This is a genomic window from Paenibacillus sp. FW104-T2 (genome assembly GCF_058789975.1).
This window is the reverse complement of the sequence record NZ_JBYTCE010000002.1, coordinates 228,108-250,799: the sequence shown is the minus strand read 5'-3', so window position 1 is coordinate 250,799 and position 22,692 is coordinate 228,108. Positions and strand designations below refer to the sequence as shown.

Annotated in this window: 28 protein-coding genes and 1 tRNA gene; 7 read left to right on the top strand and 22 right to left on the bottom strand. The window is 47.6% G+C overall.

Features of this window, described 5'->3' with window-relative positions; translation table 11 throughout:
* Positions 1 to 69 precede the first annotated feature (69 nt).
* The 4 genes from ptsP to aroA all read right to left on the bottom strand — a co-directional run bounded on the left by ptsP (position 70) and on the right by aroA (position 5,892).
* On the bottom strand, positions 70 to 1,830 hold the full coding sequence (gene ptsP, locus AC3WQ3_RS03950; RefSeq protein ID WP_492471499.1) for a phosphoenolpyruvate--protein phosphotransferase: 1,761 nt from the start codon (positions 1,828 to 1,830) through the stop codon (positions 70 to 72).
* Positions 1,827 to 3,707: a glucose PTS transporter subunit IIA gene (locus tag AC3WQ3_RS03945; protein ID WP_095359384.1), complete on the bottom strand. Its 1,881-nt coding sequence runs from the start codon at positions 3,705 to 3,707 to the stop codon at positions 1,827 to 1,829. Before AC3WQ3_RS03945 ends, ptsP begins: the two co-directional genes overlap by 4 nt.
* 233 nt (positions 3,708 to 3,940) lie before the next feature.
* Entirely contained in the window at positions 3,941 to 4,375 is a 435-nt protein-coding gene (locus tag AC3WQ3_RS03940) for a CoA-binding protein (protein ID WP_095290193.1), read from the bottom strand.
* Positions 4,376 to 4,596: 221 nt separating this feature from the next.
* Positions 4,597 to 5,892, bottom strand: a complete 1,296-nt coding sequence (gene aroA / locus AC3WQ3_RS03935) for a 3-phosphoshikimate 1-carboxyvinyltransferase (RefSeq protein ID WP_127537840.1) — start codon at positions 5,890 to 5,892, stop codon at positions 4,597 to 4,599.
* 147 nt (positions 5,893 to 6,039) lie between these two features.
* On the opposite strand from aroA, the gene AC3WQ3_RS03930 reads away from it, so the two are divergent.
* Positions 6,040 to 6,345, top strand: coding sequence for a rhodanese-like domain-containing protein (locus AC3WQ3_RS03930; protein ID WP_095290189.1), 306 nt, complete (start codon positions 6,040 to 6,042; stop codon positions 6,343 to 6,345).
* A 223-nt stretch (positions 6,346 to 6,568) separates the two neighbouring features.
* Here AC3WQ3_RS03930 and AC3WQ3_RS03925 read toward each other — a convergent pair whose 3' ends face one another.
* The 3 genes from AC3WQ3_RS03925 to AC3WQ3_RS03915 form a co-directional block, all read right to left on the bottom strand.
* The gene (locus AC3WQ3_RS03925) at positions 6,569 to 7,078 is read right to left on the bottom strand and encodes a shikimate kinase (protein ID WP_336780615.1); all 510 of its coding nucleotides are present in this window, start codon (positions 7,076 to 7,078) and stop codon (positions 6,569 to 6,571) included.
* A 244-nt stretch (positions 7,079 to 7,322) separates the two neighbouring features.
* The gene (gene gnd, locus AC3WQ3_RS03920; protein WP_127537839.1) at positions 7,323 to 8,732 is read right to left on the bottom strand and encodes an NADP-dependent phosphogluconate dehydrogenase; all 1,410 of its coding nucleotides are present in this window, start codon (positions 8,730 to 8,732) and stop codon (positions 7,323 to 7,325) included.
* A gap of 172 nt (positions 8,733 to 8,904) precedes the next feature.
* Positions 8,905 to 9,504, bottom strand: coding sequence for a YkzI domain-containing protein (locus AC3WQ3_RS03915; RefSeq protein WP_127537838.1), 600 nt, complete (start codon positions 9,502 to 9,504; stop codon positions 8,905 to 8,907).
* A gap of 265 nt (positions 9,505 to 9,769) precedes the next feature.
* Between AC3WQ3_RS03915 and AC3WQ3_RS03910 the strand changes: the two genes are divergently transcribed.
* A complete protein-coding gene (locus AC3WQ3_RS03910; protein WP_492471498.1) occupies positions 9,770 to 9,958 on the top strand; it encodes a DUF1054 family protein in 189 nt (62 codons plus the stop codon).
* Between the two features lie 126 nt (positions 9,959 to 10,084).
* Here AC3WQ3_RS03910 and AC3WQ3_RS03905 read toward each other — a convergent pair whose 3' ends face one another.
* A complete protein-coding gene (locus AC3WQ3_RS03905; RefSeq protein WP_492471497.1) occupies positions 10,085 to 11,380 on the bottom strand; it encodes an MFS transporter in 1,296 nt (431 codons plus the stop codon).
* 177 nt (positions 11,381 to 11,557) lie between these two features.
* Here AC3WQ3_RS03905 and AC3WQ3_RS03900 point away from each other — a divergent pair, with 177 nt between their 5' ends.
* The gene (locus AC3WQ3_RS03900; RefSeq protein ID WP_095290184.1) at positions 11,558 to 13,033 is read left to right on the top strand and encodes an aminotransferase class I/II-fold pyridoxal phosphate-dependent enzyme; all 1,476 of its coding nucleotides are present in this window, start codon (positions 11,558 to 11,560) and stop codon (positions 13,031 to 13,033) included.
* A gap of 152 nt (positions 13,034 to 13,185) precedes the next feature.
* Here the strand turns inward: AC3WQ3_RS03900 and AC3WQ3_RS03895 are convergent, their stop codons facing one another.
* The 9 genes from AC3WQ3_RS03895 to AC3WQ3_RS03855 form a co-directional block, all read right to left on the bottom strand.
* The gene (locus AC3WQ3_RS03895) at positions 13,186 to 13,503 is read right to left on the bottom strand and encodes a DUF1292 domain-containing protein (RefSeq protein WP_095290091.1); all 318 of its coding nucleotides are present in this window, start codon (positions 13,501 to 13,503) and stop codon (positions 13,186 to 13,188) included.
* 98 nt (positions 13,504 to 13,601) lie between these two features.
* Entirely contained in the window at positions 13,602 to 14,156 is a 555-nt protein-coding gene (locus AC3WQ3_RS03890) for a stalk domain-containing protein (RefSeq protein ID WP_095359403.1), read from the bottom strand.
* 228 nt (positions 14,157 to 14,384) lie between these two features.
* Complete coding sequence (locus AC3WQ3_RS03885; RefSeq protein WP_095359404.1) at positions 14,385 to 14,585, bottom strand: hypothetical protein; 201 nt, start codon at positions 14,583 to 14,585, stop codon at positions 14,385 to 14,387.
* Positions 14,586 to 14,685: 100 nt separating this feature from the next.
* On the bottom strand, positions 14,686 to 15,426 hold the full coding sequence (locus tag AC3WQ3_RS03880; protein ID WP_492471496.1) for an SDR family oxidoreductase: 741 nt from the start codon (positions 15,424 to 15,426) through the stop codon (positions 14,686 to 14,688).
* A gap of 4 nt (positions 15,427 to 15,430) precedes the next feature.
* Positions 15,431 to 16,045, bottom strand: a complete 615-nt coding sequence (locus AC3WQ3_RS03875) for a TetR/AcrR family transcriptional regulator (RefSeq protein ID WP_492471495.1) — start codon at positions 16,043 to 16,045, stop codon at positions 15,431 to 15,433.
* A 179-nt stretch (positions 16,046 to 16,224) separates the two neighbouring features.
* Positions 16,225 to 16,404, bottom strand: coding sequence for a hypothetical protein (locus AC3WQ3_RS03870; RefSeq protein WP_492471494.1), 180 nt, complete (start codon positions 16,402 to 16,404; stop codon positions 16,225 to 16,227).
* A 102-nt stretch (positions 16,405 to 16,506) separates the two neighbouring features.
* Positions 16,507 to 17,082 (bottom strand): YdhK family protein, encoded by a 576-nt coding sequence (locus AC3WQ3_RS03865; RefSeq protein ID WP_492471493.1) that lies wholly within the window; start codon positions 17,080 to 17,082, stop codon positions 16,507 to 16,509.
* A 192-nt stretch (positions 17,083 to 17,274) separates the two neighbouring features.
* Positions 17,275 to 17,694, bottom strand: coding sequence for an organic hydroperoxide resistance protein (locus tag AC3WQ3_RS03860; protein ID WP_095290080.1), 420 nt, complete (start codon positions 17,692 to 17,694; stop codon positions 17,275 to 17,277).
* Positions 17,695 to 17,946: 252 nt separating this feature from the next.
* A tRNA-Val gene (locus tag AC3WQ3_RS03855) sits at positions 17,947 to 18,019 on the bottom strand.
* 140 nt (positions 18,020 to 18,159) lie between these two features.
* Between AC3WQ3_RS03855 and AC3WQ3_RS03850 the strand changes: the two genes are divergently transcribed.
* The 3 genes from AC3WQ3_RS03850 to AC3WQ3_RS03840 all read left to right on the top strand — a co-directional run bounded on the left by AC3WQ3_RS03850 (position 18,160) and on the right by AC3WQ3_RS03840 (position 19,449).
* Positions 18,160 to 18,405: a hypothetical protein gene (locus AC3WQ3_RS03850; RefSeq protein ID WP_492471492.1), complete on the top strand. Its 246-nt coding sequence runs from the start codon at positions 18,160 to 18,162 to the stop codon at positions 18,403 to 18,405.
* A gap of 237 nt (positions 18,406 to 18,642) precedes the next feature.
* Positions 18,643 to 19,086 carry a GNAT family N-acetyltransferase gene (locus AC3WQ3_RS03845; RefSeq protein ID WP_095290183.1) on the top strand — a complete coding sequence of 148 codons (444 nt, stop codon included), beginning with the start codon at positions 18,643 to 18,645 and terminating at the stop codon, positions 19,084 to 19,086.
* Positions 19,087 to 19,212: 126 nt separating this feature from the next.
* A complete protein-coding gene (locus AC3WQ3_RS03840) occupies positions 19,213 to 19,449 on the top strand; it encodes a DUF3892 domain-containing protein (RefSeq protein WP_336780835.1) in 237 nt (78 codons plus the stop codon).
* 83 nt (positions 19,450 to 19,532) lie between these two features.
* Here the strand turns inward: AC3WQ3_RS03840 and AC3WQ3_RS03835 are convergent, their stop codons facing one another.
* The 4 genes from AC3WQ3_RS03835 to AC3WQ3_RS03820 all read right to left on the bottom strand — a co-directional run bounded on the left by AC3WQ3_RS03835 (position 19,533) and on the right by AC3WQ3_RS03820 (position 20,833).
* Positions 19,533 to 19,814, bottom strand: a complete 282-nt coding sequence (locus AC3WQ3_RS03835) for a hypothetical protein (RefSeq protein ID WP_336780610.1) — start codon at positions 19,812 to 19,814, stop codon at positions 19,533 to 19,535.
* Positions 19,808 to 20,020, bottom strand: coding sequence for a hypothetical protein (locus AC3WQ3_RS03830; protein WP_127537831.1), 213 nt, complete (start codon positions 20,018 to 20,020; stop codon positions 19,808 to 19,810). The genes AC3WQ3_RS03835 and AC3WQ3_RS03830 overlap by 7 nt, the downstream gene beginning before the upstream one ends.
* A gap of 145 nt (positions 20,021 to 20,165) precedes the next feature.
* The gene (locus AC3WQ3_RS03825) at positions 20,166 to 20,486 is read right to left on the bottom strand and encodes a DUF3889 domain-containing protein (protein WP_336780609.1); all 321 of its coding nucleotides are present in this window, start codon (positions 20,484 to 20,486) and stop codon (positions 20,166 to 20,168) included.
* Between the two features lie 53 nt (positions 20,487 to 20,539).
* Positions 20,540 to 20,833 (bottom strand): hypothetical protein, encoded by a 294-nt coding sequence (locus tag AC3WQ3_RS03820; protein WP_336780608.1) that lies wholly within the window; start codon positions 20,831 to 20,833, stop codon positions 20,540 to 20,542.
* A 215-nt stretch (positions 20,834 to 21,048) separates the two neighbouring features.
* On the opposite strand from AC3WQ3_RS03820, the gene AC3WQ3_RS03815 reads away from it, so the two are divergent.
* Entirely contained in the window at positions 21,049 to 21,951 is a 903-nt protein-coding gene (locus tag AC3WQ3_RS03815; protein ID WP_492471491.1) for a manganese catalase family protein, read from the top strand.
* A gap of 79 nt (positions 21,952 to 22,030) precedes the next feature.
* Here AC3WQ3_RS03815 and AC3WQ3_RS03810 read toward each other — a convergent pair whose 3' ends face one another.
* The gene (locus tag AC3WQ3_RS03810; RefSeq protein WP_492471490.1) at positions 22,031 to 22,618 is read right to left on the bottom strand and encodes a DUF3221 domain-containing protein; all 588 of its coding nucleotides are present in this window, start codon (positions 22,616 to 22,618) and stop codon (positions 22,031 to 22,033) included.
* Positions 22,619 to 22,692 lie beyond the last annotated feature (74 nt).

The window sequence follows — 22,692 nt, the reverse complement described above, 5'->3', positions numbered from 1 at the left end:
ATCATATTAACTTAAATGGTATAAAAATGAATATATTAATTTAAAGGTATTTTTCATGCCTCAATGGATTCAAGAAGCATTGGACCCGCTTTGTTCATCAGGATTTCCTGTTGAATCATTATATTTCTGCAAACGCTGCTCAATGTCTGCACTGGTTCTCAGTGCAAAGCAGTCACGCGCCACTTCTTTGGCGTCCACGGCTGTTGTGTTCAGCACCCTGTGCTTCACCCGCAGCAGAGATTGCGGTGACATGCTAAGATTACGAATGCCCAGCTCCAGCCAAAGTGGAATGGAACGTTCGTCACCTGCCATCTCCCCGCACACACTAACCTCAATTCCAGCGGTGCGAGCAGCATCGACCGTTGCACGCAGCATTCTCAGAACTGCCGGATGATACGGATGGTACATGTGAGCAATCTGTTCATTCATACGGTCTACAGCCAGCACGTACTGTACCAGATCGTTTGTCCCGATGCTGAAGAAATCCGCTTCCTCGGCCAGTAGGTCAGCAATCATGACTGCTGCAGGCACTTCGATCATGATTCCCACTTTAATATGAGGATCATAAGCAATTTGACGTTCATCCAGATCGGCCATCGCTTCACGCAGAACCTCATTGGCCTGTCTAAGTTCTTCCACAGAGGAGATCATGGGATACATAATCTTGACGTTCCCTGCCGCACTGGCCCGCAGAATTGCTGTGAGCTGTGTCTTAAACAGATCCTTGCGGTCCAGGCTGATCCGGATGGCCCGATAACCCAAAAATGGATTATCCTCTTCAGGCAGTTCGAAATAATCGAGCTGTTTGTCACCGCCAATATCCAGTGTACGAATGACCACGGATTGACCTGCCGTCTTCTCCGCTACCAAACGATACACCTCATACTGTTCCTGCTCGCCTGGGAAGGTCGCACGGTCCATGTACAAAAATTCCGTGCGGAACAGGCCTACACCTTTTGCCCCGTGCTTGAGAGCCAGATCCAGCTCCTTCACGGAGCTGATGTTCGATGCCAGATGCAGCATTGCTCCGTCCTTCGTGATCGCATCCACTGTAGCGAGTACTTGGAGCTGTTCCTTTTTCTTCAGCTGTTTGCTGCGAATCATGGTGTACCGTTCAATTGTCTTGCGATCCGGTTCTGTGAATACCAAGCCGTTATCACCATCCACCACTAACATATCCCCGGTGTCCACTGGCATGCCAACACTCGCTTCCAAACCGGAAACGAGGGGGATGCCAAGCGCACGGGCCATAATTGCCGAATGCGACGTCTTGCCACCGATCAGGGTCACAATGCCCAGTACGTGACTGGGATTCAGATGGGCCAGCTGTGATGGAGACAGTTCCTTGGCTACAAGTATATAAGGTTGAGTATCCGAAGGGAGCGTAATCTCCGGGGCTCCCAGCAGATGCTTCAACAATCGGTTGCCGACATCCTTGATGTCGATCGCCCGTTCCTTCATATATTCATCATCCAGCAAATCGAACATGGTAACAAAGTGGTCAATGGCTTCTTTTACCGCCACTTCTGCCGCTTTGTACTGCCGTTCAATAATGCCGCGAATCTCGTTCATGAATACCGGATCTTCCAGAATGGCCAGATGTGCATCAAAGATGCTGGACTCCTCCGGACCGACAACTTCCTTGAACTCATTCTTGATAAATTCGATCTCATCCTTCGATGTCCGTATTCCCTCGTACAGCCGTTCGAACTCCTGGGCGAGATCCACCGAGTCCATCTTCTGGTCCGGCAGATCCCATTCCCAACTGGGCAGGACAAATGCTTTGCCGATGGCTACGCCTGCAGCTCCATTGATGCCTTGTATCTTCATTCTACCCCTCCAACGTTCCTGTCATAGAGCACCACGGACATGACGGATGCCTGACCTTTCTTGACTTGCTTAAATGGAGCAAAGCTCCATGATTTAACACGATCCGGATTCGTAATCACCATCGGTGTAGTGAGTGAAGCTGCCTCTGCCCGCAATACAGCCAGATCAAACTTGATCAACAACTGCCCGGGCTCGACGGTATCTCCTTCCTGAACAAAGGCTTCAAAATGCCCCTTCAGCTGCGAGGTATCGATACCGATATGAAGCAGGACCTCAAGTCCTTCCCGAGTGGATATGCCCAAAGCATGCATCGTCGGATACAGGTGCATAATCGTTCCGTAGACTGGTGACACCAGCTCTCCCTTTTCCGGAACAAAAGCCACCCCATCCCCAACCAGCTTCGCTGCAAAGATCTGATCAGGCACCTCTTCGATCGGCAGCATTTTGCCTTGAACCGGTGCACAGAACAGGACTTGCGGCAAATCCCGCTCCAGGAGCTTGGCAATCTCTTCACGAATCAATTCGGAATACGTGCCAAACACGACCTGGACGTTACCGCCACCGAGCTTGATCAGCCCCGCAGACCCCATACTCTTCATGGCTCCCGTATCGATGAGACGGTCGTTGTGCACCGTCAGACGAAGCCGTGTAATACATGCCTCTACCTGAACGATGTTCTCCTTACCGCCCAATGCTTCCAGGATCAATGGTGCCTGGTAAGGAATATTCCCCACCCAATCCTCCAGCATGGAGCCTTCTTCCCGTCCTGGCGTTGGAATCTTGAACGTACGGATGGCCCAACGGAACAGGAAGTAATAAACCAGCCCATATAGTATGCCAATCGGTATGAGTTTCCAAGCATTCTCTGATAGATGGAAGTTGAGTATGTAATCGATAATCCCGGCGGAATAAGAGAAGCCGTGCCTGATATCAAGCCAATAACCAATCCACATCGCAAGTCCGGACATAACGGCATGTACGATAAACAGATAAGGTGCTGCAAACAAAAAGGCAAATTCAATCTGCTCGGATACACCTGTCAGAAAACAAACCAACGCAGAAGTGAGAAATGTCTTTTTGATCTTCGGTTTCAGATCTTCCCTTGCCTCCTGGATAATTGCAAAGGCAATGGCAGGTATGGCAAACATCATGATGGGAAACAACCCTGCCATAAAGTAACCCGCCGTTGGATCGCCTGCAAAAAAACGTGGCAGATCCCCCTGCACAATGTTACCGTCTGGCGTTTCATACGTCCCCAGCTGAAACCAGAACACATTGTTAAGCAAGTGATGCAGTCCAAATGCAACCAATACTCTGTATAGCACTCCGTAAATGAACAACCCAAAACCGCCGAGACTGTATTCCCAAGCGGCGATCGCATTCAGTCCATGCTGTAGTATGGGGGCGAGCCACAGCATGAAACAGGAAAACAGCGCCGAGCACAGCCCAACGATCAGCAATACAAACCTGGACCCGCCAAAAAATTGCAATATCTCAGGCAGCTTGATGCTTTTGAACCGATTATGTGTCACCCCGGCCAGAGCGCCGAGAATAATTCCAACTAAAGAAGCTGGCTGTATGGTTCCATCCCCGAAATGGCGAGTCACCTGATCATATATAACGATACCGGCCAAAGCGGCAAGTCCCGCTTGTCCGGCCTGGTTGGAGAGTCCCAATGCTACACCGACAGCAAACAAATACGGCAAAAAATAAAAAATACCGTGTCCGGCCACGGTAGACACTTCACCAACAACTTTCAATCCCCAGGCGTCCCAGGGCAAACTGCCAACACTCAGCAAAATTGCGGCTGCGGGCAGGACCATTGTAGGCAGCATTACCGCTCGTCCGAGCTGCTGCAAGGATCCGAGCCAATTCATGGCGACCTCTCCTTTCTATCCTAGATGGTAAGCTTTACGAAACGTTTTGTCAAAGCAAAACGGTAAGCTGCTGGAAATTTGCCGCAAACTCTTATGACTAGCGACCAAATGACCACCACAGCTACAATCTTAAGGCAAGAAAGCAGTTTAAAGCGAAGGAGCATTCGCAGCTCTAAACACAGAAAAATCCCGTTAACTTGAAGTTAACGGGATCCAGTCTATTCCATATTCGCTTAACCGCGTCCGGCACCGCGCAGAACGATGGAGTCCTCCACCTTGATGCAGCGATTCGTTACGGCTGTCATTCCGTTCTCAGCCGCAATCTGTACAGCCTCATCATTGTGAATGCCAAGCTGGAGCCACAAGACGTTTGCTTTGATGGCTGCGGCTTCACGAGCTACTTCCGGTGTATATTCGCTGCGACGGAACACATTCACAATATCCACGGGCTCGGGAATATCCGCGAGGGTTGCATATACTTTCTCACCAAGGATCTCTCCCTGTGCTTGTGGATTAACCGGAATGATCCGATATCCTCTACTCTGCATGGCTTCTGCAACCATGTAGGATGTCCGATCCGATTTGTCCGATAAGCCGACGACTGCGATGTTGCCTGCCTTGCGTAAAAGTTGCCCAATTTCTTCGCGAGTTGGGTTGTTAAATTCCATGTTCAAGCACCATCCTTTTCTGCTTAAAGTGCGTGTTCAAAAAGACCAGTTTTCAGTACCGAGAAGATGGGATGAAGCTAGAAATGGAGTAGCGGAGCGTAGGGAAAACTACGTGAGCAACGGACATTTCGGCTGAATTCCATATTCGATGCTGATGATGCCGCTAGGCATCCTTCGTAATCAAAAGCGGACTTTTTGAACAACCTCTTAAACGTGTTATTTTACTCTTTTACCCATTGAACCGAGGCGCCAAGCGCCTGCAAATGATCAAAATATTGAGGATAGGACTTGGCTACGTGGTGTGCATCCCGAATACGAAGCGGCTCTTTGGAACGAAGGCCAACCACGGTCAATGCCATGATAACGCGATGATCGAAGTGAGCATTAATCTCTACGCCGCCTTCGACGCCCTCCGGACGTCCGTGAACGATAATCTCGGCCTGGCGCTCTTCCACGTTTGCCCCTGCCTTGCGCAGCTCGTTCAGGTAATCCGTAATTCGGTCACATTCCTTGTAGCGCAGGTTCTCTACATTATAAAACCGTGAGGTCCCTTCCGCAAATACAGCCGCGGCTACCATCGCCAAAACAGCGTCCGTCGCTGCATCTCCGTCAAATTCTACGGCTTTCAAGGTTCCGTTACCTTGTACATGTACCACATCATTTTCATGCGTGAGCGGCACTTCCATCATTCGCAGAACGTCAACAATCGCGCGCTCCCCCTGTTTACTCTGTTCCATCAGGCGCAGAATCTTCACATCCGATTGAGTAACCGCCGCTGCAGCCAGAACTGCGGCCGAACCAGGATAGTCTCCTTGAACGGTATACGTTTGCGGTTGATAAGCCTGACCACCAGGTACGCGGAAAGACATGTAATCATCGCTCGCATGAATAACGATTCCTGCCTGTTCAAGCACTTCAAGTGTTTGACCGATTACCACTTTGGACTTGAGGTCGTTCAACACTTCAATGGTGCTGTCTTCTGCAAGAAGCGGAGTAACAAAAAGCAATGCGCTCAAATACTGGGAACTTACTGATCCGGACACACGGATATGCCCGCCCTTGGCATTACCACCTTTGATCGTGATCGGCAGTCGTCCTTGTTCATGCTGCACTTCAACACCAAGCTGGCCAAGAGCATCAATCAGGTCGTCATGCGGACGTTTACCGAGTGAGTCCGGATAGGTATTCACAAAGGTAACTTCAGGGCAGAGCGCGGTTACGCCCATCAGGAAGCGAAGCACTGCACCTGCGTTGCCTACATTTAACTCGCGCACATCACGAGGATGACTGCCGAAGCCTTGAATGACGATCTTGCTGTCATCTTCTTCTAGTACGGCTCCAAGATCACGGATACATCTGCGCATTGCATCACTGTCTTCGCTGTGGGCCGGATAATGAATTGTACTTGTACCTTCTGCCAGTGCTGCTGCGAGCAGATAGCGGGTAGTGTAGTTTTTGGAGGAAAGGGCTCCAATTTCCCCATTCAGTGTAGGGGTTGGTTTAACAATTACGTCCATGGATGAAATTCTCCTTCATTGATCAGATTAATCTGCTTTATATATTTGTTACAAATAAAACGAAGTCGATTCGCTAAATTGACATCCCCCACATAGCTTGGGTATCATTATAGGCGTTAAGTCCATACAGAAAAGAGGACCTGAATGATGACTCAAATAGCTGAAATAGAAACATCCGAGCTGCGTCGCCGCCTGCAGGCAGGAGAGAAGCTTCAGATGATAGACGTTCGTGAGGACGAGGAAGTCGCGCAAGGCATGATTGAAGGAGCCAAGCACATCCCGCTGGGACAAATTCCTGACAGATTGTCCGAAATCGAAAAGTCCGGCGAGATCATTCTGATCTGCCGCAGCGGTTACCGCAGCGAGCGTGCCGCCGAGTACCTGCAGCAGCTTGGTTATGCAGGCTGCACCAACATGGTTGGCGGCATGCTGCAATGGCAGCAGGAAGACTAAGTAATCTGGAGCAGAAACCCAACACAGCGTTATCAGGAATCGCAAAAAGGCAATTTCCCCTGTAGCCTTTGGATTCCGCTCCGCTACAGTCAGTTTTAAACGGGCCATCTGGCCCGTTTTGTTATATTCCCACCAAATCATTGCTCCTTATCATCTGCTTCACAGTTGTAACTCCCCCAATACTTGAGGTCGTAATAGACATCAAAATGCAGCGAACACAAGCTTAGACGCGGTAATGCGCTAAAATAAGACGGGACACTTCAGCTGCGGATAACTCGGTTGTATCCACTGTGTAATGTGCAAATTTATAAGCGTCCTTCCGTTCCTTCATAATGGTATGAATGCGCTCCTCTGCATTGCCTGCCAGAAGAGGACGTTTATCATCGCCGCTTACGCGCTGTACAATTACTGCGGGATCAGCAGTCAGCGCAACAATCCAGCCGTTCTTCGACATTACATCACAATTATCAGAACGTAGTACCACACCGCCTCCGGTTGCGACCACCTGCGACTTCTTTTCCAGAATCGAACATAACATGCGGCTCTCAGCATCACGGAAATACGACTCACCTTTGCTTGTGAACAATTCCGGAATCGTACAGCCTTCCTCTTTCTCCACCGCGGTGTCCACATCGATCAGCTTGTAACCCAGCTCACGGGCGAGCAGGTCAGCTACCGTTGATTTGCCGGTTCCCATCATGCCTATGAGAATAATATTGTTAGACTTGCTCAAGGGTGTACACTCCTTTATTTCAAGCATTTCATGAGCGCTTTTGTCCTATCATAACACAGCCCTGCTAACGGGGGAAGGCCACAATAGGTCTGTTGGAAAACAGACGTATCATGAAAAATGACCCGGAAGTATCCGGCATACCGGAACTCCAGGCCATTCTTCAAGAAAGGGTGTCCCAAACGAACAGGGAGAGCACCCCAACCTGATATTAAAGCTGTAGAAGCTGCGAATGAACAAATATATATTATTCCATCCAGTTGTGATGGAAGCTTCCCTCTTTATCCACACGTTTGAACGTGTGAGCGCCGAAGTAGTCACGCTGCGCTTGCAGCAGGTTTGCAGGCAAACGCTCTGTACGATAACTGTCGTAGTAGGAAAGCGCGCTGGAGAAGCCAGGTACCGGAATACCTTGCTGTACAGCAGCTGCTACAACTTCACGCCACGCATCCTGGTAGGATTCAACGATATTTTGGAAGTATGGATCCAGAAGCAGGTTTTTGAGTGCTGCATCTTTGTCATAAGCTTCTTTGATGTTTTGCAGGAACTGTGAACGGATAATGCAGCCGCCGCGGAAGATCATGGCGATGTTACCGTATTTCAGATCCCAGCCATACTCGTCGGAAGCCGCACGCATTTGGGCAAAGCCTTGTGCATAGGATACGATTTTACTTGCGAACAATGCTTTGCGTACACTTTCAATGAACGCTTTTTTATCGCCGGAGAACGCTTCGGCTTTCGGTCCATTCAGGATTTTGCTCGCAGCTACACGCTCGTCCTTCATCGCGGACAGGAAACGGGAGAATACGGATTCTGTAATCATGGACAACGGTACGCCGAGATCCAGCGCGCTTTGGCTTGTCCATTTACCTGTTCCTTTTTGTCCAGCCGCATCCAGAATAACGTCAACCATCGGTTTGCCGGTTTCCGGATCGTATTTGGAGAAGATATCTGCCGTAATCTCGATCAGATAGCTGTCCAGTTCGCCTTGATTCCACTCTGTGAAGATTTCGTGCAATTCCTCAACGGAAACATTCAGAACGGATTTGAGCAGGTGGTATGCCTCACCAATCAACTGCATATCTCCGTATTCAATACCGTTATGCACCATTTTGACGTAGTGTCCGGCACCATCCGGTCCGATATATGTACAACAAGGATCGTCGCCAACCTTGGCGGAGATGGCTGTCAGAATCGGTTCAACCAGCTTGTACGCACTTTCCTGTCCGCCCGGCATAATGGAAGGACCTTTCAACGCGCCTTCTTCACCGCCGGATACACCGGTACCGATAAAGCGAATGCCTTTTTCCTCCAGCTCTTTGCTGCGGCGCTGGGTATCAGGGAAGTAGGCGTTCCCTCCGTCAATAATGATGTCGCCCTCATCCAGGTGAGGCAGTAATTGCTCAATGGTTGCATCCGTCGCTTTACCGGCTTGTACCATGATCAAAATTTTGCGCGGGGATTCCAGGGATGCCACGAACTCTTCAATGGAGAACGTGCCTGTGAGGTTTTTGCCTTCAGCTTCTTTCAGAAGATCATTGGTTTTCTCCGGGGAACGGTTAAATACCGACACCGTGAAGCCTCTGCTTTCAATGTTAAGGGCCAAATTTTTGCCCATTACTGCAAGTCCAATGACACCGATCTGTTGTTTTGCCATCTGGGTCCTCCATCCTTTGCTCCAATTAATTTTATTGAAATTGACTCTCAACAATACCCCCATTTTAACGGTTTTACGCATGGAAGTGAACCCCGTACTCCTGCTGCGCAACGAGAAAACACCCCAAATATCTGAGGTGTTCATCGTATTTTCATAAATACGGTCTTCCTGCTCAACCTTCGAGCATCAGCATGTGCCCGGACAGACGCTTTAATGTCTCTCGGCAGATGTCTGCTTTCTCTGTATTGTCCATCTGAATGGCAGCGTACAGACGCTCCAGTTCATCATCAATTTCCATCCGCAGGAGCATGAGACGCTCCTCCCCTTCTCGCGATAGAAACATCTCTTCCATCTCCTCCGCCGTCGGCGCGGGTTCCTTTTGAAAAATGACACGCTGTTTGAAGCCGGAAACTTCCACGAGACGTATTACCTCACCAAACAGAATGTTCTCCACCGTCATCTGCTGATCCTTGAAACGTTTAACGACAGCATGCCCGCGTGTATCCCCTATCAGCTTCTCAAGCCATTCTGCCAGCTTGGCGTCCTTAATGATGTAGTCACCTGTCATCTTGTAGTTCCCGCTGCGTGTCTGTTGAAAACGGAGCTTTACCAGCTTGCGCCCGGTGCGGACAGACAGAATAAAAAAGGATTCATCCTCGCTCCAATATAGTGAATACCCTTCACGAATAAGGTCTTTGATCAAATTTTGGATATGCCGACGGTTGAACCGCAGCTCCAGATTGCAATATTCAACTTCATAACTCTTATTCACGGCACTCCCCTCCATTTGTACCGGATGTGTTACCGGTCCTCTTCTTCCCGTGCTTAATTCATTGCTTCTTCCGTATCGGCTTACCCTATTTTATACTTCATTTTATGTAAGGGTACTTGGTTATTTGACTATTTTTCATCGAATCCTACAGTGGAATCGATGTTTCCGCGAATGCACAGGGGCAAGCCCCCGAATTTCATGATATACTGGACGCGAAATGGAGGAATACAGATGAATTTCTCGGGTTTTAACGACAACGATTTTGATGTATTTCAAGTTTGAGGATTTTGATAAAATCATTAGCAAGCTGAAAAAGGGGAAAAAAGCCGAGGTGATGTGCGGTCTGCGCAGGGATCGGGATATTCCGCTTCTTGCAGACGGAGACAAGTTCATGGAAACGGTCCGTTCCACATTCCAGACGCTCCTCCCGCTGTACAAGATGTCTTTTGCTTAAGTCGCTCAGAAAAATGGGTCCATTAACATTTATAAACAGTAACCATGTTCTGAATGTTGTGGCTTGCATATAGAAAAAGGAGTTCCAACACCGGATTAAACCCGGTATAGGAACTCCTTTTTATGTTCATTTGGCAGGTGCTGTGCGATACGGTCTTCGCGATAACACAAAATGCACAACCGCAAGCCCGGCCATAACAACAGCACTTCCGATAAATGGAGCCGGGTGGCTGATGTGGTCCCATAACAACCCCGAAACGATGGGGCCCACAACCATGCCGGACCCCTGAAGGGTGAGGAAAAATCCCCAGATGGCCCCTCGCTCCCCCTTCGGTATGAGAGTAGCCACGAAGGTATTCCAGGCAGGTAAAATCATGGCATAACTAACCCCTACCATCATAACGATGCCGAAAACAATCGGAATGGATGTAATGGACGCAAAGGCAAACAGACTTGCAGAGGCGAGTAAAAAGCCCATATGCAGAAATATCGATGTCCCGAATCGATCCACCATTTTACCCACTGGAAGCAGGGCAATCACCGTTATACCGCCGCCTGCGATTAACAGCAGACTATACAGGTTTGGTGAAATATGAAGGTCAGTTCGGGTATACAACGTAATAACCGGACTGAGGAGGCCTATAACAAAGGACTGCATAAACAGGGCAGGGTATACCAGCGGATTGACATTAAGCGTGCTGCGCACCCGCTGCAGGGTCCCCTGTACACTGTTTTTGAGCCTGATTAAAGGTGTAAGCAGATGAGGCTTCGGCGGGTATTTAACCGCTTTTGCGGTCGTTTCCCCTACTGTATGCTGCTGTTCTTCCACCACCACCCGTCCTGGTAGAATCATGGCGACCAAAATAACGAGGACGGCACAGCCAAGAAGGACAAGAAATACGGTACGATAATCGTGGTCGGTACGCTCAAGCAGCCAGTTCATGCCGATCGGTCCAAGTCCCGTTCCACCCAAAGCGGCCATTTCCAGTGCCCCCATCGCTGTTCCGTTTTTGTTTTGAGGTCCTGACAGGGCAGTCACCCCCGTCATGGCACAGGGCCAGAGCGGTGATGTCCCCACACCAAGAATCAGACAGGCCAGAGCCAGTCCAAATGCACTTTTGAAAAATATGATCATGAGTACCGCAATCAATGTACAGATCAGGGCCGTCACCATCGTTGCACGAAAACCGATGCGTTCTGCTGCCCAGCCCGATGGTGCCCTGAACAGATTGTCACCCAGGTATTGAAGGGCAAAGGCTACACCAATCACCCCTGCGGACAATCCCAAAATATTATCCATATACACTGGCAGGACGGCCACCAGCAGTGCTCCTTTAATCACTTCAACCAAGAAAAGCGTTAACCACATCGCGATGAAAAATGGTGAGCGCAAAATTTTGACTGGTTTAATTTCTGTCTGCATTTCATATTCCCCTTTCGGTGTTCACCGGCCCATCTCCTATCCATACTGTAACCGTCAGGGATACGCCCAAATCTTAGCAATTTGAAAATTTGTCAAGCCTACCGCTTGCATTCGGTTCCTAATTTGCTATACTCATCTTTGTTTGACATTTTATCAGGAAAGGTTGTGACAGCACTGATGGATCACCGCCGTACGCCGCTGTTTACCGCTTTAAAAAACCATGCGGCACTCAATCCGGTGCAATTTCATATCCCGGGACATAAAAAAGGATTGGGAACGGATACCGAATTTCGTGAATTTATCGGCGATAATGCCCTCTCCATAGATTTGATCAACATCGCTCCGCTGGATGATCTTCATCAGCCAACCGGTGTCATTGAGGAAGCGCAGATTCTGGCAGCCGATGCATTCGGAGCCGATCATACCTATTTTAGTGTGCAAGGCACAAGCAGTGCAATCATGACTATGATTCTGTCGGTATGCGAACCGGGTGACAAAATTATTGTGCCCCGCAACGTTCATAAATCGGTCATGTCTGCCATTATTTTCTCAGGAGCGAAGCCTGTTTTCGTATCTCCCGCACAGGATGCCAACCTCGGTATCGACCACGGCGTGACTACAGGTGCTGTACGACGTGCGCTTGAGCGTCATCCGGACGCCAAGGCATTGCTGGTCATTAATCCAACGTACTTCGGTGTATGTACAGACCTAAAAGAGATTGTCGAACTCGCACATAGCTACCAAGTGCCTGTACTTGTGGATGAAGCACATGGCGTACTCATTCATTTCCATGAGGAACTGCCGTTGTCTGCAATGGCTGCCGGAGCGGATATGGCTGCAACAAGTGTGCACAAACTTGGCGGTTCCATGACACAGAGTTCCGTGCTGAATCTGAACACCAAGAACGGATTTGTGAATCCGCAGCGTGTACAGACGATTCTCAGTATGCTGACTTCGACGTCCACTTCGTATATCTTGCTTGCTTCACTTGATACGTCAAGACGCAATCTGGCGCTGCACGGTCACGAAATGGCGCAAAAGGCCATTGATCTGGCCCAATTCGCGAGACGTACCATTAACGATATTGACGGTTTGTACTGCTTCGGCAAAGAGCTGCTCGGTACGGAGGCAACCTTTAACTATGATCCAACCAAAGTAACCATTCATGTCCGTCATCTTGGCATCACAGGCTATGAGACCGAGAACTGGCTGCGTGAACATTACAATATTGAGGTCGAGCTCAGTGATATGTATAATATTCTGTGCCTGATCACTCCTGGCGATACGGATGAATCGGTGGACATCTTGCTGAACGCACTTCAAGATCTGTCCCGTACGTATTATCAGGTTAACCCTGCACATGAACTTGTGGTTAAGGTTCCTGACGTTCCACAATTGATGCTCACACCGCGTGATGCATTCTACGGGGATACGGAGGTCATTCCTTTTAAAGAATCTGCAGGACGTATTATCTCTGAATTCATCTACGTATACCCGCCTGGAATTCCGATTCTGCTGCCGGGTGAGGTTATTACGCAAGAAAATATTGATTACATTATCGACCATGTAGAGGTTGGATTGCCTGTAAAAGGCCCCGAAGACCGCAGTGTCACCAATGTGAAAGTCATTGTGGAAGCAGATGCGATTTTCTAAAGGATTACTCTAATGATCCTACCCCCATGGGTAATGATATTGAAGGACCAAGCTCCGGCTTGGCCCTTTTTTGTTGCTTTTTTAGAGCGTGAAAACAAACAAAAGACCCCTTGAGATCAAGGAGCCCCGTTGTTCTATTGCATAAGAAAAAATTACTCTTGTCCTGCGACGAGCTCGTTGTATGCCGCTTCAACGCGGTTCCACTCGGCTTCGTCTTCAATATTGTAGAGCACCATTTCCTCGTCTTCTTCTTCCATACGCAGAATGATGCCGTCAGCTTCAGGATTGTTACGTTCCAGCAGGAGCGCATAAACATGGTTTTCCACGTCAAACGTCTCCACCAAAACCATCTCCACGTCATTTCCGTTCTCGTCTGTCAGAGTCAGAAGAACTTCTTCATGCTCGTGGTCGTGGTCATGGTCGTGACCGCAGCCGCAGGCATCGCCGTGTTCATGTGTGTGATCGCTCATTGATATACCTCGCTTTGTAAATAGAAATTGTGTAACCTTGCATATCGTAACATGTTCGCAAGGCTAGGTCAATTTACTCAGCAACGTTATTTTTCGCCTCATTCGTTCAGTGCGGTAATGATTTTCTCTGCCACCAGAACGTAGTTGCTGTTTGCATTTTCTTTAATATGAAAACCAACCTGGTATTTGCCAGCACGACTGAAATCATACGTAAAATCGTAAGTCCGGAACCAGAAATTATCTTTCTGGGTTTTGAGCTCCTGGGATTGAATATCCTTCACCTGGCCACTCGGATTGGTAATGGTCACCTTCACTGCGGCTACATCCGTTGTTAAGCTGTCCACTTGAGAAAACACATTGAATTTCAATTTGCCAACGTTCACGTTGCCAAATACGGTGTCTCCCTTAAACAGAAAAATATGTACATTCGGCTTAATCACCGTTACTCGCTTGTTGCTGTTATCCCATTTGGCGATCCCGCCTGCTTCTCTCACAGGTACATAGGTCGTTCCATCGATCAGGTAACCTCCGTCAGCTGCTTCCTTGCCGTTAATGAGCACCCGAACCTTTTCGTTCACGGAATCCGCAAACAATAAAGACCCGCCGAGCAAGGAGAATACCGTGACACACAGCAATATTCTTTTCCATTTCATTCCGTCAATATTCCCTCCCCTGCTGCAAGCTGTTGTACATTTATACTGCAGGTTCAACTACAAAGTTGCGCTGTTTTTCATCATTTTTCATTTTTTATCCAGAAAATTTCCCACCCCTTGGAACAATTAAAAAGAGGCCCTTCTCCTTCGAGAACGCCTCTGTAGTATGGTTGTTGTAAATACGAGCTTATACGAATTATTTCTGGGAAACTTCAGCCTGAAAAGACACTAGGAAGTCGTGTGCCGAGTCAGGATGCAAGGAACGCCTTTCCCTACGGCTCCAGCCGTCCGCATGCGTGCAGCGTATTCCATGCCTCGTGTACAGGGTGTCTTGCACCGTTCGCACACATCTGAAGTGACCAATTTCATGGACACACGGAGTTTGTCACTCTTCAACGCTGGTGCTTTTTTACCTTTGGCCTTTGCCATCCCGGATTCCCCATTTCCGCAAGTGCTTACTAATGTAGTGCATCATATGGGGATTCGCCCGGTTTGGTGTCAATGCCGAACGACTATTCTTGCGAAATCGTTAGATAAAACCACCGTTTACACGCAGTGTCTGTCCGGTGACCCACTGCGATTCAGGGCTGACAAGAAAAGAGATAACACTTGCAATGTCCTCCGGTTCGCCCAAGCGACCAAATGCATTCATCTTGCGCAGCCCTTCCAGCTGCTGTTCTGTCTTGCCAGCGGCAAACAGTTCCGTATTCACCGGACCAGGTGCCACTGCATTAATCGTAATCTGTTTGGAGCCGAATTCCTTCGCGAACTGTCGAGTAAATTGCTCCACTGCACCCTTGGTACCTGCGTACACGCTATATCCGGGAAACATCTGGCCAATTACGGAGGTGGAAAAGTTCACGATTCGTCCTCCGATTTCCATGATTTTCAGAGCTTGTTGACAGGCAAAGAACGTCCCCTTCACATTAATCGCAAATTGCTGGTCAAACTCCTCCTCGGTAACGTCCGCCAAAGGTGTCGTTTTCATCACTCCTGCGTTGTTGATCAGAATATCCACTTTGCCCAGCTGCTTCACCGTTTCGGCGAATAAGTGCTCCACATGATTCTTTTGTGCCAAATCTGCGTGGATCGTGATCGCACGGACACCCTTTTGCCGAGCTCGTTCTGCCACTTCTTCTGCCTTGTCTGGACTGCTCGCATAGTTGATGACGATGTCTGCGCCAAGCTCGGCGAGCTGCAGCGCTATAGCCCGTCCAATTCCGCGTGATGATCCAGTAACGATGGCAACTTTACCTGATAAATTTGTCATAAGATTACTTCCTCCCTGATTTCAGATGAAATACACCTTGCTCAATCAGCAACCAAACCTGCTCGAATTCCTCATCGATGGTCTCACGATGCCATTCATACGCATGTGCGGGATGATGAAAGCGAGCTGTTGCGTGTAAAATTCCTGCAGCAACCTTGTTCGGTTTCGGGAAACGAAGCTGCTGGTCCTGCTGTATAATCTCGGCGAGATGCTGTGTTAACTGCTCCACATGTCTGTAAATGAGTTCTGCCGATTCCTGTGTAACCTTGGCATACATATCAAATAACTCTGTGTCTGATTCTGCATAGTGCCGTTTAAGGTGATTTAAGGTTTCGATATATTTTTTGAGATGCTGTATTCCTTCTCCAGCTTCGATCTGTACGCTTACGACCTTCGCAAGTGGAGCGATAATCTCATCTTCCAACCACTGTGCCGTTACACCTTCAAGCAACTCCTTCTTGCTGGCATAATGCCTGTAAATGGTTCCATGGCTGACTCCAAGCAATTTGGCTACATCTGTAACGGAGGTTTTGGTAGCACCAAAACGCCGGATGGTTTCCTGCGTGGCTCTAATGATCTGCTCTTTGGTCAGAAATTCAGAAATTTTGTCTTTGGTCATATCCTTAAGATGGTTAGATTAACCACCCATTTGTCACCTCCATCGTAAAGTTAGAATATCACGGTTTATGACAAATGACAAATATTGATTTTTGTCATTTGTCACTCTAATGATAAATGCTCTTCACTCAGCAAAAAAGAGCCCCAGCAAAGGGACTCTTCATCTAATCGCTTCTTTATTTAGAAAACATACTTGAACAGTAAGAATAGGACAACCAGAATTCCTCCAAGAATCAGCCAGTTGGTGATTTCCCACCAAATGCCTTTACCTCCACCCGATATAAGCTGTTGTTCACGCTCCTGATGACGCTGGCTGTGTGTTTCTGTCTCTGAGGCATGCGGTGGTTTGCTAAAATCCATCATATACATTCCCCTTTCCAGCAGCTAAGTTCCGCCTTCAAGTTCCATTGTAACCCAGAATTGAGTTAAAGAATTGATTAATCTCATAGTAGATTCTGTTATCTATTCAGCGGATAACTCATCCTCTGTAACCCATTTATGATTTTTCACCAGATCTCCTCCAGTTGTCGGAATGTAATCCACCATATACACTGTCGTCTGTTTAGCGGAATCAACGGTGGCTTTCGCCCCTTTCATACCGGGCATGTGATCGGCATCCAATACAACCTCTGCTCCATCTTTAGAGGGCTTATCGTTGGGCTCCTTTATTTCCTCCTGGATCACCCACTTGTGATTCTTCACCGGCTCTCCTCCCGTTGTCGGTGTATACGTAACAGCATAAACGGTCGTTTCATAGGCCCCAACAATCGTGGCGGTTGCCCCTTTCATACCGGACATATGGTCGGCACTCATGATAACCTGGCTGCCAACGGGATAGGTAGGATCCACCTTTTCCATAAGCCCTTGCGGCAGCTCTCCTGAATCCGAATGGTGCATTTCTCCTGTAGTGGCTGTATGACTGTTATTGCTGTCTCCGCTGCCATTGCCGCTATTCTGTTCCGTATTTTTACCGCAACCACTTACTATCAGACTTCCGGTGATCAGTAGAGATACCATCATCATTACGTATTTTTTCATGTCTACTCTCCTTTGAAATGCGAATCTAGATATCCTATAATATACCCCATATGGGTATATTTCAACCTTCAACCTCCAAGCTTTACCCTTAGACCACTATAATAAAAAAAAACACCTTCAACTCTGTCCTTTCCCCTTTTTGCAATGGCAATGGGACAGACATTTGAAGGTGTTCTTAGTTCGTATTGATTGTTACGCCATCTCCAGAGTTACATTCACATTGCCTCTGATTCCTTTGGAGTATGGGCAATAGTCATGGGCAAGTTTGACAAATTTCTGGGCTGTCTCTTCGTCAAGACCCTCAATTTTCACTTCCAGCTCCACTTCCAACTTCACTCCGTTGTCCGAAGGATCTGTAACAAGCATAACCGTTGCAGATACGGTGCTTCGCTCAATTTCCACATTGTGTTTCTTCAATTGAAACTCCAAAGCAGAGTTAAAGCATGCACTATATCCTGCTGCAAACAGCTGCTCCGGATTCGTAGCCGTAGTCACTTTACCACCAAGCTCCGGCGGTGCAGCTACATCCAGCATAAATACGTTATCTGGTGATTGTACGATCCCTTGACGTCCACCTGTATTGATTACTGTCGTTTCATATAGAGTTTTCATTGTCATTTCTCCTCTTCATCATTGAATTTTATTTGATAAAATAATCTCGTTTAATTATTGTTTACAATTTGATTGTACACAATTTAATTTTGTTTGTAAATAATTATTTTGTTATAAAAAAAGAAGCCGCCATATTGGCGACTTCAACACTTCGTTTTCTTAGTTTATTGCCTCTAAGTATGATTTAAGTTTTTTAGTGAATTTTCAAAACAAACAAGAAAAAAGCCCTTGCTACGCAAGGGCATTTCGTTATGATCTGTAGTGGGCTCGAACCACTGACCCCTACCCTGTCAAGATAGTGCTCTCCCAGCTGAGCTAACAGATCATGATAACCTATTCTGTTCGAATGAAGTAACAGTATCATACCAAGTAAACGCCTACAATGTCAATGGTTTATTGGTTATATTTTGTGGAGATTGGAGCACACTAAGGAATGATTACCATTTCATCAAAGAGGTGACTTCTATGCCACACGCAAGCTCCCATAAATCCTGGACCTATCGCAAAAAATGGGGCTTCATTCTCCCCCTCACCATACTTATTCTCGTGATCTCCGGCTGCAGTCTGGAACGGGAAGAACATACCGTGCGATTTCAACAACTACAGCAACCGAATGTAACGGATGACCTGCCTGTTTGGCTTGATGTCTACTCGAAATCTGTCCATGAAGACGTCTATTCGCCTCAGGGAAACAGTGAACTTTTGCCCTGACACTCTTGCATGTTATCACTCATCCTCATCCCACTTTCTGGAGTAGGCTTTCTTGGTTACGTAATATAATAAAGCGATCATTCCGGCAGACATCAAGAGTGTAATGGTCATAATTCCTGCCACGCCCATCCTCTTCGCCCCTCTCCCAATATGTTCCAGACTCAACTATACAGGAAAAGCGATTTTTTGTATAATGCAGTCTGATATGTCGCTCAAGAGCAGAAAGAAGGAATGGAATTGGCAGCCGAAATTAGTTATGTAACGACAGATGAACAGCTCCAGCAAGCATTGGGCATCCGCCATGACGTTTTTGTCATCGAGCAGCAGGTGCCTGCCGAGATTGAAATCGATCAATTTGATGTCATCAGTCCTGATGTACATCATGTTTTATTAAGTACGAACGGACAGGCTGTAGCTACAGGACGACTTATCTATTACAGCAAGGATACGGCCAAAATGCAGCGAATCGCTGTGCTTCAATCCCACCGTTCATTCGGTTATGGACGTGTACTCCTGCTAGCCATGGAAGAGCGGGCACGGGAGCTTGGCTTGACTTACTCTGTACTGGATGCGCAATGTCAAGCCCAGAAATTTTATGAGAAGCTCGGATATGAAGTGATCTCGGAGGAACCTTTTTATGATGCCGACATTCTGCACGTACGCATGAGAAAGAGTCTGTAAACCCTATCCTTCAGTGAATTTACGTGTTTTACAAGTGTTCTACGATGTCATGCATACTTTTCTTCGATTCGGACAGGCTAAAGGGGAACTCAAATTCTCATTTCCTCAGATAAGGAGTGTGACATGATGAATCAGACGACACGTGAGAGCTTCACAGCAGTACAAAAGAATGGCGACGGTGATCTGACTGGCTTTCAAACCTCATCTGGACGCATACTTGATTATCAACAAGCGCTGGCAGAAGTACAGGCAGGATCCATAGCGGGTGTGAATGTGTTTAAAGGTAAGGACGGGGAAATGTACATTCGCGGCGATGCGGACGGCGACCCGACCAACAATCTGGATCAACTCCCCACTTTCTGAATATATGAACGATGTGCAATAACGAAGCAAGCGCCAGTCCGTTATCCCGGATTGGCGTTTTTTCATTTCGCAATAAAGTTTCCCTAGTATTCCAAAAAATATTTAACGGCATCTCCAGCAGGCTGACTCTTGCGGATCGGCTGCGGATCCTGTTCCCATGCCTGCAAGATTTGTATTCCTTCCAGCGTCGACTTATCGGCCCAGTTAATATGCTGTCTGCGCTCCAGTTCAAGCAATGATTCGCGAATGAGGTCACGGCTTCGCCCCGTCTTATTCTCCAGCTCATCCATTCGGGGCATACGTCGTCGCTGCCCAGCATAATTAACGATAATTCGTAAAATCTTCCGTTCAAAATCGTTTAACATATGCCCGCCTTCCCGTCCTTATGAAGGATAGGACGCCATGCCAGAATACCTTGCTCCAGGAATGTCCGGGGTGATCCATCTGCTCCTGCAGATGCTCGGATTCTCCCACCTCGCACACTGTTAATACGAATCTGACGCTGCGTAATATGTCCTGCACGATCCATGTACACGAGCTCCACCATCTGGCCAATATATTTCCCCAGCATAATCATCCCTCCGATAAGAACGTTTGTTTGTATTACCTATTATATGCGAACATAAGTTCTTTATTCAATAACTAAAAAAAGGATTTTATACAGCAAAAAACCAGGCTTGTCCCATCATTCAGAGATGCCTGGCTTTTTTTATTTTTTAGTGTCGATCCGATTCACTGAACTGCACCTTTTTTAACTGCTGCGTAGACGGATTAAAATCTACATTGACATACACAGCAAACTCTTTGCCATCCTTGCCCCGCACCCATAACTTAAACTGCTCCCGGGATTGGTTGGCTGTCAGCGATGTACGTCCAATATGCTTGTAATCCAGAATGTCCACATTATATTTGGTCTGCGTTTCTTTTACCGCGATGATTCCCCACTTCGCATAATCTGGAACGGGAGCCGCTGAACTCGTGACTAGTCCCGACAAACTCAGCATAATCGTCATCAGTGTAACGATAAGTAATCTCATGTTAATCACTCCTTGGGGCTTGTTTCCGTTAGCCTGCCCATGGGAGATATATTTTACACCATCAGTTGAATGATTAACCGTATAGGCTGCTGCACCCAGCGAATTATCTGAAGGATTGTTTGATGCCGATCCATCGGAGGATTGAAGCTTATTCCCCAGTCTCCTGACAATAAATGATTCGTGGGGTCCGGATTGGACGGTGTATCCAGCCCATACTTTTTCTTTAAGGCTTCCCTCATTTCTTGATCCACTTCGACTTCATGATGAACATAAGCAGAGACCTGCTCCACATGAAGAAGTAAAAGTATACCTATCGTAAATACAGCGATAAGCCAACGTTTAAGCAAAACTTGTCCTCCTTTTCATTGCCCTCAGCGAAAATCCTCAATGACTCTAATTGTAACCCTAATACACTCTCAATGGAAACTAGATCCTGAATCGGATATATACGTCTTTAGCCCCAAATATGCTATATGCGGTTTGATTCTCCCATTCTATGTGTAATAGGCCTTGATAGACTGAAGGATGATCTGAACACCCATTTCGAGGAGGTTATATGTAAATGTTCAAACGAATGGATGAAATCTTGATTGAAATTCCCAATGTCGAGAAGCCCGATCCCAATGCAGCCGCATCCATACAGGAGCTGCTAGGCGGCAAATTCGGAGAGATGTCAACGTTGAACAATTACCTCTACCAATCGTTTAATTTTCGCTCCAGGGAAAAATTGAAGCCCTTCTACGACCTCGTCATGAGTATTACAGCCGAAGAATTGGGTCACGTGGAGCTGGTGTCTCACGGGATAAACCAATGTCTCAGAGGTTCTACCGCCTATAAAGAACCCGATGATACACCCCTTGGTTCCGTGAAGGATGCACGTCTATCCTATCATTACCTGGCTGGGGCCCAAGGCGCCATGCCTTTTGATTCTATGGGCAACCCATGGACCGGTGCAAATGTGTTCAACAGTGGTAATCTGGTTGAGGACCTGCTGCATAACTTTTTCCTCGAATGCGGCGCACGTACACATAAAATGAAAGTATACGAAATGACGGACCACCCTGCTGCCCGGGAAGTGGTTGGGTTCCTGCTTGTACGCGGCGGCGTACACGTCGTGGCCTACGCCAAAGCGCTGGAAATTGCAACAGGCGTGAACGTGACCAAGCTGGTTCCTATTCCTTCATTGGACAACAAGGCGTTCACCGAGGCCCGTAAATATGAAGAAAAAGGCGTACACACCAAGCTGTACACGTATAGCGATAAAGACTTTAATGCCATCAGCCAAATCTGGAAAGGAACACACCCTGAAGATGGACAACCACTTGAAGTCATTCAAGGTGTTCCAGAAGGCTTTCCGATTCCCGAAGCCCCTGCGGTGGAAGAAGAATTCGCCCCAGGCATTTCACATGAGGACTTCGCAGAAATTGCACGTCGTCTGAAAATGGCGGGGAATATTGCGGATTGATAAAGCATGATGATGTCATAACATATAAAGCCCTCGTTTGCTAGATAAGCAGATCTGAGGGCTTTTGTTTTTTTGTGCTTCATTCACTTTTTTGTTCTTGCACCGATTCCACTGGCTCCACATCCCGGACTTCGAGTTCAATCTGGGCCTGATTATCATCCGCTGACATGGCATCCCGCATGCGAACCGTCCAAATTCCTTTATCGGCATGAAACTCAACGTCTTCAATGACCGGCAAACTTATCTCCTTACCATCGGATGAATAAATTCCGCCGCGAATTGCGTCCGCCTCACTGATCTTCGCGCCATCGGGCGTTGCCGCAGCATACTCTGCAATGGACTCTGCTCTTGCACGACCTGGATAAGGCTCAACCTCCGGACTTCCATCCGTCCAGACTTCAACATAAGTACCAATCTGAGAATCAGGTACATTGGAAAACCATTTTGCCGGATAATACTTACGGGTTTCTCCATTCGTTCCGATTTCCTCATGTTCGGGATTCACAACAAGGATGGAATTCTCTTTGCGATCCACCACATAGCCGGCAAACCCTTTCTCTTTTGGAGCATCTGTTCGCGGCGGTTTCCCTTCCTTCTGAACCTGTGCCGAACACCCTGTAAGAATTAAGATGATGAGCAGCATAAGAACGATCATACGACTGGCCACTTCCATTCCCCCTCTATAGGCAACATGTAGTGTAATCTATTTCTCTGATAATAGACGGCTTCCCACTACACGAT